We start from the raw sequence: 15,163 nt of genomic DNA on the forward strand, positions 1-15,163 counted from the left end.
GTTTTTCAACCCTCAATCTCCCGCGCTAAGCCCTCAAACAACAAAGCAACAGCCTCAGCGCCGGGATCGTTATGTCCAACTAGGTTTTCTTCGGGAACATAGGCTGCGCGGCCTGCCTTCGCACGTCGAATATTCGCGGTGTTGTTCGCGCCTTCGCGGGCAGCCTCGGCCGCATGCGCCAGACCAGATGGCAGTGCGGCAAGTGCCGGTGCCAGGGCGTCAATCATTGTCCTGTCACCTACCTTGGCACCCCCAACCTGGCTGACGCGATTCAGACCTTCGACCAGAGACTTCGGTACCGAAGCCCCGCTCGCAGAGGCATCTCCAGCCGCGTTGAAAAAAATTGCGAGTATCACGCCGGAAGAACCACCCATTGTCTGGCTTAACTCATTGCCCAACGCCGGAAACAGTTGTGTCAGGTCAGCGAGCGGCATTCGGTCAAGGCTACCTTGCAACGCTCTAGCGGCCGTCGCCAACGTGCTTCCTGTATCGCCATCTCCGGATTTCGCGTCCAGCTCGTTCAGGTTCTTCTCGGCGTTGATGAGCAGTTCCGACAATCGGGTGATCGTCTCCCTTGTGGCGGGATTGTTCGAAGGAATTGGATCGATAGGGGTCAGGCCATCAGGCAAAGGCGCTACTTTTATCGGGTCGATGGAATTGACACCGGGCCAAGCCGCCAGATCAACAGGAGCTTCAAGTGCCGCTAAATCGTCCTGATCTACAGGCAGAATAGAAACAGAAAACCCGTGCATATCCAGCGATGTCATCATTGGAGCTGGGCCGATGATATGGTGGGCAATGCCAGTCTCGGACAAGGCGTGCGCGAGGACAGCCATTTCTAGCGGAGTTGTAGAGCCAAGGTTGTTGACCAACGCCACACAATCCCCAGAGCCCACCCTTTGTTTCAGCTTATCCACTACTGTGGACATGGCCGATACAGCATTTGAGAACTCGACTTGCTGTACACCGGGCTCGCCGTGGATGCCTAAGCCGAGCTCCGCTTTGCCGGGTGCGATCCGGTCTTCCTTTGGAGATCCCGGAACGGTACAGGTGTCCAGGCTCATACCGATGCTGACAACCTTTGCTATAGTGCTTGTTGCTGCTTTGGTAACGGTGTCTAGGTCAGCACCGCTTTCAGCGAGTGCTCCGGCGATTTTGTGCACGAACAACGTACCCGCCACGCCACGTGGTTGCGGAAGGTCGGGCAGGGCGATGTCATCATCAACAACAACCATCTCTACCTTGCGGCCCAATGCACGGGCGCGTTCAGCTGCCAGTCCAAAGTTCAACCGATCACCGGTGTAATTCTTCACGATAAGCAAGCACCCAGCCTCACCCGTAACCGCAAGAATACCCGCCAGTACCGCCTCTACCGACGGGGAAGCAAACACTTCGCCGCACACCGCTGCTGTCAACATACCGGGGCCAACAAAACCTGCATGGGCGGGTTCGTGGCCAGATCCTCCTCCGGACACCAAGGCGACCTTCGACTTGTCCCAATCCGACCTGAAAATCACCTTGATGTGTGGGTATCCGTCCAGCCGGGTAAGTCGCCCTCCCGAGGAGGCCAGAAGGCCGTCTATCGCCTCTGTCACCAGAGTTTCTTTCGTGTTGAGGAACTGGGCCATGCTTTTGCTCCTTAATTCACTCGCGCGCCGGACGCGTCAAAATACAAAGGGTTGTGGGGGCGGATTTTTATAACTTTTCCAGATGGATAATCCTGATGGACATCAATTAAGGTCACAACCGGGTGACCGTTTAAGTCCAGGTGCAACCGCGTTTGATCCCCCAGATGCTCAGCACGTATGACACGCGCTTCACTGCCTTCGCCTTCAATGATGTTTTCCGGGCGTAGGCCAATCTGCGGGCCTTTGTGATCGCCTTCGAACAACCCGGACGGCAGGATATTTATCCGCGGCAGACCCAATCGGCTGGCTACGTAAACACTGCCCGGGTTTTCATAAATGTCCCGAGGTGTTCCGTACTGAACCAACCGGCCGTTCTCCAAAACGCCGATATGCGTCGCCATTGTCATGGCTTCGACCTGATCATGGGTCACGTAGAGCAAGGTTGACCCCAGATCGGCCTGAATCCTTTTCAACTCGACCCGCAAATCCGCCCGAAGCTTGGCGTCCAAAGAACTGAGCGGTTCATCCATCAGGAAGATTTGGGGATCACGCACCAGCGCTCGTCCAATTGAAACGCGCTGCATTTCACCGCCAGACAGTTCAGTGGCCTTGTTATCCAGTTTGTGCGGGATCTGAAGAATCTCCGAGACCTCATTAACCTTCCTGGTGATCTCGTCCTCTGGGGTCTTCAGGATCGGCGACCGTAGAGGGAAGGACAGGTTTTCCCGCACTGTCATATGCGGGTACAGCGAGTACTGCTGGAAGACCATCGCTACATCGCGCTGAGCGGGAGTGTCTATTCCAACGTCACGTCCGGCAATGTGCACAGTTCCTGAATCCAGTTTCTCGAGTCCGGATATCAATCTCAGCGTCGTTGTTTTTCCCGCGCCAGTCGGGCCCAACAACACCACAAATGCACCGTTGGGGATCGTCATCGAAATACCGTCCACCGCTTTGACGTTGCCAAATGACTTCGAGATATTCTCCAAAACGACTTCAGCCATTGCTCAGTACCTCGTCGTTCAGAGCGGACCTCAACGCGCGCCCGGTAGATTTTTCAAACAAAGTTACTGCGGGGGAGCGGAACTCCAATCCCACTGTCTCACCGGGACTGACGACCTCGCGTGCATCAATCCGGGCTTTCAGCTCTCCATTCGGGCTTTGCAGCGTCACGATCTGAGTGGTTCCCAAATATTCTGCGGCCAGAACCTTGGCCCGATATGCGCTCGCATCAGATAGAAAAACATGCTCGGGGCGAACGCCAAAAACCAAGTCACCTTCCGCCCCTTCCATCAACCTCGGCACGGCTTCGTCATGGCCATTCAGCCGAACCATTTCCGAACCAGGCTCGACCTTTCCCTCAAACGGCAGGAAGTTCATCGAAGGAGACCCGATAAAATCCGCAACGAACATCGTAGCTGGTTTGTCGTAGATTTCCTGGGGTGTACCGAATTGCTCGATCACAGCGTTGTTCATCACAACGATCTTGTCGCCCATTTGCATGGCTTCCAACTGATCATGTGTGACGTAAACAGTGGTCGCGCCCATGCGATCATGAAGTGCGCGCAGTTCTTCGGCCATATGCTCGCGAAATTCGGCATCCAGGGCACCAAGAGGTTCGTCCATCATGAATGCCTTGGGTTCGCGAACAATCGCGCGTCCAAGCGCTACGCGCTGTCTATCGCCGCCCGAAAGCCCACCTACCGGGCTATCGAGGATGTCGTTGATCCCCAGAATTCCCGCGACTTCCTCTACTTTGGCTTTGACAGCAGCACGCGGCATGCCCTGCGATATCAGGGGGTAGCTGATATTCTTGCGCACGTTCATGTGGGGATACAGCGCGAACATTTGGAACACGAAGGCAATGTCCCGCTCCGACGGTGGCCGCTGGCTGATCTCTTCACCGTCCAGATAGATTTCACCCGATGTTGGAAGTTCCAATCCAGCTATCATCCGCAGCGTCGTCGTCTTTCCGCAGCCGGATGGCCCGAGCAGCATGAAAAACTCGCCGTCCTCAATCGTGAACGAGCTTTCGCGGACAGCCGTGAAATCGCCAAACATCTTTCTTACGTTTTTGACTACGATCTGGGCCATTTCTACTCCGGGAAATGACTGACGATGATGAACATGACGGTTCCGATCAGCGTGACGATGAAGGAATAGGTGAAGGCCCAAAGGACAAAGGGCTGCATCAGCATGAAGACTCCCAGTGCGATAAGGATGGTTGCGACCATTTCCCACGGGCCACGGCGGAGCCGCATCAATCCGGTTAGAAAATCGCTCATTTGCGCACGGCTCCGAATGTGATCCCACGCAGCAAATGTTTGCGCATCAGGATGGTGAAAATCATGACGGGGATCAGGAAGATCGTGGCACCTGCCGCCACAGCAGGCCAGTCCAGGCCGCCAATACCAATAATGGTCGGGATGAACGGTGGCGCAGTCTGCGCATTCGCGGATGTCAGCAGCACGGCAAACGCGTACTCATTCCAGGCGAAGATCAGGCAAAAGATAGCTGTTGAGGCTATGCCGGTTGCGGCTTGCGGCAGCACCACTTTGTAGAAGGCCTGAAATCTCGTGTAGCCATCTATGAGGGCGGCCTCTTCGTACTCTCTTGGGATTTCGTCGATGAAACCCTTCAGCAACCAAACCGCCAAGGAAATATTCACGCCCGTATACAGCAGGATCATTCCCAAATGCGTGTCGCTGAGACCAAGGTTTCTGAACATCAGGAATATTGGGATGGCGACGGCGACCGGGGGCATCATCCTTGTACTGAGGATGAAAAAAAGAAGGTCGTCCTTAAGCGGTACTTTAAACCTGCTGAAGGCATAGGCGGCCAGCGTGCCAAGGAAGATACTCAAGAACGTTGAGCCAAATCCGATGATAACCGAATTCATAAAGCGTTCCCCGAACTTGGATGGCCCGACAATCACCATGTCGTATTGGCGGACGATCTCATCGGCCCAGTTCTGCGGTGGGTTTGCTTCCAGAAATTCCTGCGTTTGCCGTGTTCGTGTGGTGAAGAGATTGACGTAGCCTTCAAGCGTGGGGTCAAAGACCACTTTGGGCGGATAGCTGATCGCATCGGCTGGGGATTTGAACCCAGTCAGCAAGATCCAAACCAGTGGGATCATTGTGATCAGCGCATAAGAGATGACCAGAAAACCAGCGATCCACTTGGACCGGTTAGAGGGTTCGGTGACGGAAAAATTGCTCATCTCTGTTTCACCTTGTTCAGGGCTTTGACGTAGATCGACGCAAGGCCGAACACGGTGACGAAAAGGATTATCGCATAGGCTGACGCATAGCCCGTACGCCATTTCTCAAACGCCTCCCGCTTGAGATTGATTGAGGTGAGTTCCGTTACAGAACCGGGGCCTCCGCCGGTTAGCTGAACTACGAGGTCGAACATCTTGAAGTTCTCGATACCTCTAAACAGCACGGCCAGCATCAGGAACGGCAACACCATCGGGATGGTAATCGTAAAGAACTGTCGCAGCTTGCTGGCCCTGTCGATTTCAGCCGCCTCGTAGATGTAATCGGGAATGCTGCGCAGACCGGCCAGACAGATCAGCATCACGAAGGGGGTCCACATCCAAGTGTCGACAATCACGATCGCCCACGGAGCCAACGTCACGGATCCCAGCATTTCAAAGCTCGACGGGTCCTTGCCGGTAAACCAGGACACGATGTAGTTAAACAGTCCGATTTGAGGTTGATACAGGAACTTCCAGAAGTTCCCGACAACCGCCGGGGACAGCATCATTGGCAGCACGATAATCGTGGTCCAAAGATCGTTGCCCTTGAATTTCTTGTTGATCAACCACGCCAGAGTAAACCCGATCAGGACCTGGAAAAAGATCGTCCAGAACAGGAAATGCGCCGTCGCCTGCATATTTAGCCAGGTGTCCGAGTCCGTCAGGATACGCTCGTAATTCCTGAGGCCTACATCTTTGACTTCACGCCCGATCCGGTTGGCCTTGTAGTTGGTAAAGCTCAATTGGATGGTCCAGATCAACGGAAAGATGTTGATCGCCAGCAAAAGAAAGATCGTTGGGGAGATGAATATCCAGGCGATCGCGCGGTCAGATAATCCTCGGATTTTTCGCGCAACTCGCTCGGGCGTTGCCTGTGCAACGCGATCTATTGTCCTGTCAGACATCTCTTTGCCAGTTCTTGTTGGTTTAGGACTCACGGGTGAAGGTGGAGCGGGTTTGCACCCGCTCCTGTCTGCGTCCGGACTACAGCTTGCCTTCGTCTTCGAAGACTTCCGTCCAATCTTCGATTAAAAGATCAAGCGCTTCTTGAGCTGTACCTTGGTCGGCAACCACGTAGTCGTGGATGCGTTTCTGCATTGCCAGCAGCAGTTCCGCATAGGCAGGCTCTTGCCAGAAATCCTGTACACCGCCCATTGCTTCCAGGAAGTCGCCGGCAAATGGTTGGCTGTCTACGAAACCAGGATCTTCCAGCACGGAGTTATGCGCCGAGTAGCCGCCGAGCTCCCACCATTTGGCCTGAACTTCCGGCTGTGCAAACCACTTAATGTACTCAAGTGCGGTGTCCTGTTTGTCAGAGTAGCTGACGACAGAAATACCTTGTCCGCCCAGTGTCGAACCTGCCTGATTTTGTGGTGGGTTCACGAAGAAGTCGATCTTGTCACCGCCAGTATTGGGGTCGGCATAAAGACCTGGGAAGAACGCAAACCAGTTCATAGCCATGGCGACCTGACCGGACTTAAAGGCGTCCAAGCTCTCACCCATGTAAGAGTTGGTATATCCCGGAGGCGTCGCCGTTTTGTAGAACTCCTTGTAGAATTCCAGTGCCTCAACCGCTTCGGGTGAGTTTACCGCGCCTTCCATGTCATATGAGCCCGGGGTGTTTTCGTATTTGAAACCCCAAGGATACAGCGCTCCGGTCACACCCATGGTGATCCCTTCCGAACCGCGCTCGGTAAAAATTGCGGCGCCATAGACTGTCTTGCCGTCGATTTCACGACCTTGGAAGAACTGCGCGATCTGCAGCAATTCTTTCTGAGACTGAGGTTCACGAAGGTCCTGACCAGTTGCTTCTTTGTATGCGGCTTGGATTTCGGGGTTTTCGAACCAGTCCTTGCGATAGAACCAGCCGTTTGCATCGCCCATCGCAGGCAGCGCGTAGTAATTTGGTGTGCCCTTAGGCCAGGTCGAGTAAGCGTAAACAGTGGCCGGCGCGAAATCGTCCATGCTGATGCCTTCAGCATCAAAGAACTCGTTCAGCTGGACATAATGACCATTCTCAGCGCCACCGCCAATCCATTGGCTGTCACCGATCAGTAGGTCGCAGAGCTTACCCCCAGAATTCAGCTCGTTCAGCATCCGATCCGCAAAATTTGGCCAAGGAACAAATTCGAAGTTCATGGTGTGGCCGGATTCTGCTTCAAATTCTTTTGATAGCTCAACAAGCGCGTTGGCCGGGTCCCATGCAGCCCAACAGAGCGTCAGATCTTCAGCATTTGCCTTGGTAGAAAGAGTAGTAGCGGCAAGGACTATTGCGCTGGTCGAGGCCAGTTTTGTGTAAGTCATCCATTCCTCCCTTTTTGCGCCGTCAATCGAGGATGTGCGAATCGCGGCATAAATCCAAGGCTATTTGAGGTACGCACCTCAAGTCCAGATATTTTTGAGGTTCGTACCTCAAAAAATTGGAAAAGATAGCCAATTTTCTCTCTTAGTTATTGATTCATATCGAAATTACGCATTGCCTTTGAGGCGAATGTATCTTCGGTAGCGAGGTATCGAATGGTAATATCGACTCAAATGGGCGCAGCCGTCATGCAGCCAACAGGTTCAGCTAACCCGCTTCTGAAGCGCTCAAATATTATTTTGGTCGATACCTTTGAGAATTCGAGATAGCGTCAAACAGCGCGGACAATTCGGGACCGTGCATAACTCTTTTTGGTCAGGTGCAGACGTATGAGCAATCTCTCCATCGTCCGATTGAACCGCTACCCTATAAAAGGCTTGAGTTCCGAGCCTATGCGAACTGTGACGCTGCGAGCAGGAGATGGCATTCCGGGCGATCGCCTGTTCGGATTTGCTCGCTACAACTCCGGTTTCGACATGCAGAACCCAACGCCACTGCCGAAAGATCGTTTTGTCGTTTTGTTGAACGAGGCTGCACTGGCAGGCATTCAGACCGATTTTGAAATTAAGTCCCAGGCACTTGAGATCAATGCGAACGGAAAGATACGACGCTTTGATATGCGAGAGTCTGAAGATCGTGAGAAGGCGGCAGAGTTTCTTTCTTCAGAGATCGATTTAAAAGATCCAGAGCTGCCAAAGTTTGTCTCTTCTACTCCTCATAGGTTTACAGATGTATCTGTCGTATCACCGCAAATGATGAACGCGATATCCGTTTTGAATCTGGCCTCTGTGAAAAAGTTGGGCGAACAACTGAACGCAGAAATCTACCCGGCGCGCTTCCGAGCGAATATTGAGATAGACGGATTACCTTCGTTTGCTGAGCTGGATGCAGTTGGATCAGTTTTAAGATTTGGCGATGTCGAGTTGAAGATACTCTCACGTACCAAAAGGTGTGCAGCAACTGAAGTGAACCCGAAAACGGCCGAGCGCGACTTGAAAATACCCTACCTTATTCGAAAATTGATGGGCCATATGGATATGGGCGTCTATGTCGAAGTGATTAATGGTGGAACGCTAGCTGTCGGTCAAACTGGGGAAATACTCGCTTAGACCTTGCCTCCTGCCAAAGAGGCTTTTGTAAGAGGTTTGCGCCATGTTCGGTCAGACGATTTAACCCAACTCTTGCTCAGTCTTTCTTTTGGCTGTCCAGGGTATCGAAGGACGTCGCGTTCGTGTTTTCTGATCCAGATACGATTGGAGGGCACTCCTTTTACGGAGCCTTGACAAAATCCCTGTTTCAATAAATTTTAGCCATTAAAATATTTAGGCAGGTGGTGCTCAATGTATCTGGGCTTGGATTTGGGAACGTCAGGTCTTCGCGGGATTCTGGTAGATGACACAGGACCCGTTGTCGGTGATGCCGAAGTCAGCATTTCCACTTCGACGCCCAAGCCAGGCTGGTCTGAGCAGGATCCTTTGGATTGGATCAACGCTTGCGAAGAGGTTGTTGGGAAGCTTCGCGTCGGTAACCAGAAAGCATTCTCAAAATTGCGAGGTATTGGCCTAAGCGGACACATGCACGGCGCCACACTACTGGATTCTGACGGTGAAGTATTGAGGCCCTGTATTCTTTGGAACGATACTCGGTCAGCCGACGAAGCGCGGACACTAGATCAAACACCAGAGATGCGCGCAATATCGGGAAACATCGTATTCCCGGGGTTTACGGCGCCGAAACTCGAATGGTTGCGTGCGAATGAGCCGGACGTGTTCTCAAAGGTGGGCAAGGTATTGCTGCCGAAAGATTATTTGCGGTTTTGGTTGACTGGCGAATATGTTTCAGACGTGTCTGACAGCGCAGGAACATCCTGGCTGGACGGTGACACTCGGCGGTGGTCAGAAAAGGCACTAGCCATAGGTCACATGCGCGCCGAGCAGATGCCGAGCTTGGTTGAGGGCAGTGATCGGGGTGGAGAGTTGAAGGTCCGTTTGAGGCAGGAGTGGGGGCTTTCGAATCCGGTTGTCGTGGCTGGAGGTGCTGGCGACAATGCTGCCGCTGCCTGCGGGATCGGGAGCATCAACGACGGCACCGGTTTTGTCTCACTCGGAACGTCCGGCGTGTTGCTTGTTGCGCGGGAAGCCTATGCTCCTGATCCGGAAACAGCCGTGCACTGTTTTTGTCATGCGGTTCCTGATCGGTGGATACAAATGGGTGTCATGCTGTCAGCAACGAACAGCATGAACTGGCTTGCTCGCAATCTTGGCGAACCCGTGGAAAGACTCGCTTCAGCTATGCCTGAAAAACTGAACGGACCTGCAGCGATCACCTTCCTGCCATATCTGTCAGGAGAACGAACGCCGCATAACAATAGCCATATTCGAGGCGCGTTTTTGGGCGTGGACATCTCGTCGGAGCCCGCTGAGTTGACCCAGTCTGTGATGGAGGGTGTTTCTTTTGGAATGAGAGATTGTCTGGAGGCATTGAAGAGCACCGGAACCCAGCCTGACAGTCTTATGGCAGTTGGGGGAGGCGCGCGTTCTCGGTTCTGGCTGGAAACCTTGGCTACTGTTTTGCAAGTTCCACTGGATTTGCCAAAAGGCAGCGAATTTGGCGCCGCAATGGGCGCCGCACGCCTCGCAATTTGTGCTGCGACCAACGCAGAACCGACCAGAGTTATGACGCCGCCGGAAATTCAGGAACGCATCGAACCACGCAGGAATCTGATTGACGCCTACGAAAACGAATACCGGAGATATAGGCAATTCTACAAAGCGCTTGCGCCGCTGGCAGTGAGATGAAACCAGAAACGCGTAAAGCCTCCGGGATCGAAACTGCCATTCTTACCGATGGGAATATGCGTGTTTCGGTCCTGAACTATGGAGCTATCACGCGGGGTTGGTGGTACAAGGACGTGCCGCTCATCCTTGGGTTTGACGATCCAACTGCGTACCTCACCGATACGCGTTACCTGGGCGCAATTGTAGGGCGTGTTGCCAACCGGATCAGCGGCGCGACGTTTGATTTGGATGGCACCAGTTTTCAATTGAACGCCAATGAGGGAAAAAACACCCTGCATGGTGGCGACGATGGACTGTCTAAACAGTTTTGGGATCTCGAACAGATTGCACAGAACGAAGTCTTTCTGAGGTATGTTTCTCGCGACGGCGAGAGCGGCTTTCCGGGGAATATCAGGTTCGAAGTCAGGATATGCTTACAGGGCTCACGCTTGGTCTATTCAATAGCTGCACAGCCTGATCGGCCGACGCCGATAAGCATTACGCAACATAACTACTACACTTTGGGTGCTGTAGAAGGCGTAGACGAGCATAAGCTGAAGCTCGCTTCAAATCGGTATCTGGAAATCGATGATCAGGGTATTCCGTCGGGCAGAGTGCTTACGACCAACGAAAGCGGGTTGGATTTTTCAACGCCCAATACGATTGGGAGTGTTTCCGAAGGGATCGATCACTATTTCTGCTTTGATCATGATCGCGACCCAAAAGTCTCGGTGGCGGAAATCACTTCACTCTCTGGCCTTGCGTTGACCGTCTACTCGGACCAACCCGGAGCACAGGTTTATTCTGGCTATGAGCTGACAAAACCGCGTCGCGCGTCGCGTGGTGTGTGTATCGAGCCATCGGGTTATCCCAACGCACCGAATATTTCGTCGTTTCCCTCGATCATCTATACTCCGGAGAATCCGTATCGGCAGGAACTTATTCTAGAAGTTTCTGAGGAATGACATGAAAGCAGTTTCGCTATTCTTGGCTTTCGGATCAGTAATGTCAGTTGTGGGCGGTGCGCGTGCCCAATCGCTTGGTCCTTTGCCGGAGTTCCTCGAACCCGACTTTGCAAGTGCGGAGCTGGGGCGTTTGCTGTTCTATGACCCGATCTTATCTGGCAACAAGAATATCAGCTGCGCAACCTGTCATCATCCCAGGCTTGGCACGTCCGACGGTGTTTCCCTTGGTATCGGGGAAGGGGGAATTGGGTTGGGTCCAGAGCGGACATTGGACTCAGGGAATACCCCGGAACAACGTATTCCTCGAAACTCACCAGGGCTTTGGAACCTCGGAGCCACTGAGTTCACGACGTTTTTCCATGATGGGCGACTAGAGGCAGACCCAACGCAACCTGATGGTATCAGAACCCCGTTGGGTACTCATATGCGGTCTGGTTTCAATTCAGCGCTGGCCGCACAGGCCATGTTCCCGGTTTTGTCGCCAGACGAAATGGCGGGTCACTATTCTGAGAATGACGTGAGCAAAGCGGTTCGTCTCGGATTTCTAACACAGAAAGGCGGTGCGTGGGATCTGATTGCAGAACGTGTTGCGGCCATTCCAGAGTACGAGCAGAGGTTTGAAGATTTAGCGCCAGATGATGGAATTACGTTCACGGCAATTGCCAACGTAATCGCGGACTTTATCGCGTTCGAGTGGCGCGCGGATAACAGCCTGTTCGATCGCGCGATGCGAGGTGAGGCCGCGCTTTCAGAAGAAGCCGAGATTGGGATGGGCTTGTTTTATGGAAAGGCCGGATGCAGCAATTGCCACTCGGGCTGGTTCCAGACCGATCACGAGTTTCATTCGATTGCAATGCCGCAGATCGGCCCGGGAAAGGCGGCGCGATTTGAAAACCATGTCAGGGACGACGGGCGTCTTCGCGTGACCGGTGATCCCGACGACGCGTTTACTTTCCGCACGCCATCTTTGCGCAACGTGACATTGACAGCTCCGTACGGACATAACGGAGCTTTTGCCGAACTTGAGGACATCGTGCGGCATCATCTGGACGCGGTTTCGTCGTTAAAAAACTACTCGATCGAGTTGGCCGCATTGCCGGACTTCCAGGGCTCCAAAGATCAAAGGGCAATGTCGGACAATCAGCACGTGGAGGCGATTGCCCAAAGCAACAGCTTATCGAGTGTTAACCTAACGGATCAGGAAATCGACGCTCTTCTCAGATTTCTGGCAAGCCTTGAAGACCCGGCAGAGCGGCTAGGTGTGCCCGATCAAGTTCCAAGCGGGTTACCGGTTGAAAAGTAATCAGCGGTGAAGACGTATGATTTGGTTGGGCGGATAGTCCAACCACTCGCCTTTCGACCCATCCGGCCAGATCATACGAACCTGCACCTGGTCCTCACTCCCAAGCCCAAAATGCTGAAACCCAGCGATACCACCAGCGTGACCGCCGCCGATTGTTAGCTCGCGGGTCTGAACACCCAGCGAGGTTTTGACTTCAATAAATCCACCAATTGCTGCGTGATTGGTTTGATCCTGAGTGACATCCAGCAATAGCCAGTTGCCACCCTGAGAAGTGTTCTGGCTGACTTCGAGCTCAGAACCTCGGTTGACGACCACCAGATCCAGCTTCCCATCGTTGTTCAGGTCAGCAAGCGCCGCGCCACGAGACTTAGCCATCGAGGCAGCACCGGCATCTGCTGCAGCTTCAATAAACTGACCGTCGGGGTTCTGTAGTAGTAGGTTATTGGGGTCGTTCAGAGCCGCATCGGGCATTTGTTCTACGTTTCCCTTGGCCACGAATATATCGTCCCGGCCGTCGTTGTTGACGTCGCCAAACTGTGCGTGCCACCCGGTGGATGGCCTTCCGTCTCCACCGTTATGCGGTCTATGAGCGGTCGTACCCTTTTCGTAAGTTGCATCGCGCCAGGTCGGGCCGTTTGTCACTGGGTCAAAAATCTGGAGTTTCTGGTCACCCATCGAGGTCAGATAAACCTCAGGAAAACCGTCTCCTGTAAGGTCGCGAGAGGCGATCCCCATTCCCCAGATTGAAAATGGACGCCAGCCGTCGTCTTCCGAGTATTGCCGAGGCTCAGGCTCCATTGCCCATAACTGCTCGTGACCGCCGCGAACATAGTAGTGACGGTCATTGCTGATGCGAAGATCAGCGCGGCCAGTTCGAGCCCAGTCCGAAAACAAAATAGAAAGTGAGCAGTAGCCGGGCTCAAGATGCAGCGGCTCATGATACAAGTTGCCTTCTGAGCGGTACAGAAGGGTTGGTCCGCAGGAGTCAAAAGGACCTTCGGGATCAAACCGATCAACATAGGTGCCAAACGCCAGGGTCGGTAAAGTTTGCCCGCTTTCCCATGTTGCCGAGAAACCTGTGGTCCAGTGATCCTTGGACTGAAACCCGAGTTCAGTGAAAGGGCTGAATTGGCAGTCGGGATGGCCCCGAAGAAGCAGGTCTGGGCCAACACGCAAAATCGCCAGATCCATTACGCCGTCGCTATCAACGTCGAGAGGGTAGGCACCGGTAACACCGGTCACAGAAAGAACTTCAGGGGTCTCAGCCTGAAATGATATCTGTTCCTTCGAGGAATTGATGAACAGTTGAGACCGGTTGGAACCGCCAGCCAAAAAGAGTTCTGGCAGCGAGTCCCCATTGCAATCGAAAACGGCCACACCACCGCCGACAAAATGCTCCCACCCGCCATCATAGACGTGTTTTGGCACATCCACCTTTATAAATTCAGGAGTATCAGCGCCCGCATTCGCAACTGTGGCCAAAGCCGCAATTATCGCAAACTCAAGGCGCATTCGACGTCAGCTCCTTGACCTTTAGAATCGAGACTTGCTCAATTCCATAAGCTGCTGCCCCTTTGGCCCACATCATGTCGCCCCAGTGATGAACTTTGATCTGGGGCAAAGGTGCATCGACATTCACAACGCCGTTCCGAATGCGGGTCATAACTTCGCTGGAACACAAATGTTCAAAGCTCATTTGTGCCCCCGAGACGATAATGCACTCTGGGTCAAACAAGTTGATCAGGTTGGAAATTCCGAGGCCAAACATCTGACCTGCGCGGGCAAGCACCGACGAAGCTCTGTCGTCGCCTGAGTTGGCGCGGTCATGTATTTCGGAAACGGAGTCCATGTCGTTGGTATGACCGGTGACTGTCATCTCACGGAGCAGGGCATAGTCACCCACATAGGCTTCAAGACACCCGCGTTGACCGCATTGGCAAAGGGCCCCGTCAAGCTGAACTTTGGTGTGCCCAAACTCAGCGCCACAGCCTCGTTCTCCACGGTATAGTTTGCCGTCCACTACGATGCCAAGGCCAACACCGTGTTCGATCGTAACGACGAGGAAGTTCTCTAATCCCTTGCCCAAGCCAAAAAGCTGTTCGGCCTTGGCGACAAGATTGGCATCGTTGTCAACGAATGCGGGGCAGGGCAGTTTATTAGAAAGCAAGTGGCTGAAGTCAATATTTCTCTCGGTAATTGAAGAAGACCAGTGGACAAAATTCCTGTTTGCGTCGACCAGTCCGGCCACCCCGATAGAAACACCTGCCAAATGTGCGACGGAACGGTCGATCTGACTGCAGGTTTCTTCAAGTGCTTCGCGGATCGCCGATACAAATTCTTGCGGCGACATTCTGGCGTGATCCAGAGCATACTTATGAGATGCTACTTCGTTACCTTCAAAGTCGACCAAGATAACTGAGATTACTTGCCGAGCCACCTTTAGACCGGCCACAAGGTACATCTGGCTGTCCAGTTGCAGCAATACTCTGGGTCTGCCTCTCTTCCCCGACATTGACTGTGCCTGGCTTTCAGTCTCTTTAACCAGCCCGGCCGAGATGAGATCAGCCGTGGCGGCGGTGACAGTCGCAGGACTGGTTTGCAAGGCGGATGCAATATCGATCCGCGAAACGGATCCCTTTGCTCTGATGTGCTCCAGTACCCGCAGGCGGGTAGTATTTCTTTGTTCCAAAGAAACCGGAGAGGCTTTGCTTTTCAGCATCTTGTCCTCGCGAATCTTGCTGTTGGCCCAATCTATTTGAAATTGAGTGCCTCTTGTAGAGTAAATATTTTACCGACTGAAATAAATATGGTATTCAAATTTGTGAGAGCCGCGAATCGAAATGCGATGGCTCGGCAAATGGGAGGAAAT

13 protein-coding genes are annotated in these 15,163 nt (G+C 53.3%); 4 read left to right on the forward strand and 9 right to left on the reverse strand.

Translation table 11 applies throughout. The annotated features are described in order from the left end of the window. Nucleotides 1-5 precede the first annotated feature (5 nt). The 7 genes from ACR3EJ_RS21285 to ACR3EJ_RS21315 form a co-directional block, all read right to left on the reverse strand. Nucleotides 6-1,628, reverse strand: a complete 1,623-nt coding sequence (locus ACR3EJ_RS21285; RefSeq protein ID WP_170546380.1) for a dihydroxyacetone kinase subunit DhaK — start codon at nucleotides 1,626-1,628, stop codon at nucleotides 6-8. Between the two features lie 11 nt (nucleotides 1,629-1,639). Next, on the reverse strand, nucleotides 1,640-2,632 hold the full coding sequence (locus tag ACR3EJ_RS21290; RefSeq protein ID WP_170546377.1) for an ABC transporter ATP-binding protein: 993 nt from the start codon (nucleotides 2,630-2,632) through the stop codon (nucleotides 1,640-1,642). After that, complete coding sequence (locus ACR3EJ_RS21295) at nucleotides 2,625-3,722, reverse strand: ABC transporter ATP-binding protein (protein ID WP_170546374.1); 1,098 nt, start codon at nucleotides 3,720-3,722, stop codon at nucleotides 2,625-2,627. Before ACR3EJ_RS21295 ends, ACR3EJ_RS21290 begins: the two co-directional genes overlap by 8 nt. A gap of 2 nt (nucleotides 3,723-3,724) precedes the next feature. Then, entirely contained in the window at nucleotides 3,725-3,913 is a 189-nt protein-coding gene (locus tag ACR3EJ_RS21300; protein ID WP_010442360.1) for a hypothetical protein, read from the reverse strand. After that, a complete protein-coding gene (locus ACR3EJ_RS21305; protein WP_170546370.1) occupies nucleotides 3,910-4,848 on the reverse strand; it encodes a carbohydrate ABC transporter permease in 939 nt (312 codons plus the stop codon). The genes ACR3EJ_RS21300 and ACR3EJ_RS21305 overlap by 4 nt, the downstream gene beginning before the upstream one ends. Further along, the gene (locus ACR3EJ_RS21310; RefSeq protein ID WP_010442362.1) at nucleotides 4,845-5,792 is read right to left on the reverse strand and encodes a carbohydrate ABC transporter permease; all 948 of its coding nucleotides are present in this window, start codon (nucleotides 5,790-5,792) and stop codon (nucleotides 4,845-4,847) included. The genes ACR3EJ_RS21305 and ACR3EJ_RS21310 overlap by 4 nt, the downstream gene beginning before the upstream one ends. A gap of 79 nt (nucleotides 5,793-5,871) precedes the next feature. Next, nucleotides 5,872-7,191 (reverse strand): extracellular solute-binding protein, encoded by a 1,320-nt coding sequence (locus ACR3EJ_RS21315; RefSeq protein WP_170546367.1) that lies wholly within the window; start codon nucleotides 7,189-7,191, stop codon nucleotides 5,872-5,874. Nucleotides 7,192-7,578: 387 nt separating this feature from the next. Between ACR3EJ_RS21315 and ACR3EJ_RS21320 the strand changes: the two genes are divergently transcribed. The 4 genes from ACR3EJ_RS21320 to ACR3EJ_RS21335 all read left to right on the forward strand — a co-directional run bounded on the left by ACR3EJ_RS21320 (nucleotide 7,579) and on the right by ACR3EJ_RS21335 (nucleotide 12,294). Then, a complete protein-coding gene (locus tag ACR3EJ_RS21320) occupies nucleotides 7,579-8,358 on the forward strand; it encodes an MOSC domain-containing protein (protein ID WP_480423507.1) in 780 nt (259 codons plus the stop codon). A 231-nt stretch (nucleotides 8,359-8,589) separates the two neighbouring features. Next, the gene (gene xylB / locus ACR3EJ_RS21325) at nucleotides 8,590-10,047 is read left to right on the forward strand and encodes a xylulokinase (RefSeq protein WP_170546364.1); all 1,458 of its coding nucleotides are present in this window, start codon (nucleotides 8,590-8,592) and stop codon (nucleotides 10,045-10,047) included. Further along, entirely contained in the window at nucleotides 10,044-10,991 is a 948-nt protein-coding gene (locus tag ACR3EJ_RS21330) for an aldose epimerase family protein (protein WP_170546361.1), read from the forward strand. The genes xylB and ACR3EJ_RS21330 overlap by 4 nt, the downstream gene beginning before the upstream one ends. Nucleotide 10,992: 1 nt before the next feature. Then, the gene (locus ACR3EJ_RS21335; protein ID WP_170546358.1) at nucleotides 10,993-12,294 is read left to right on the forward strand and encodes a cytochrome c peroxidase; all 1,302 of its coding nucleotides are present in this window, start codon (nucleotides 10,993-10,995) and stop codon (nucleotides 12,292-12,294) included. Here the strand turns inward: ACR3EJ_RS21335 and ACR3EJ_RS21340 are convergent, their stop codons facing one another. Both ACR3EJ_RS21340 and ACR3EJ_RS21345 read right to left on the reverse strand, forming a co-directional pair. After that, nucleotides 12,295-13,806 carry a CRTAC1 family protein gene (locus ACR3EJ_RS21340; RefSeq protein WP_480423509.1) on the reverse strand — a complete coding sequence of 504 codons (1,512 nt, stop codon included), beginning with the start codon at nucleotides 13,804-13,806 and terminating at the stop codon, nucleotides 12,295-12,297. Next, nucleotides 13,796-15,013: an ROK family transcriptional regulator gene (locus ACR3EJ_RS21345; protein WP_170546353.1), complete on the reverse strand. Its 1,218-nt coding sequence runs from the start codon at nucleotides 15,011-15,013 to the stop codon at nucleotides 13,796-13,798. The genes ACR3EJ_RS21340 and ACR3EJ_RS21345 overlap by 11 nt, the downstream gene beginning before the upstream one ends. Nucleotides 15,014-15,163: the final 150 nt, after the last annotated feature.

The sequence above is a fragment of the Ruegeria sp. AB11 genome (assembly GCF_056536325.1).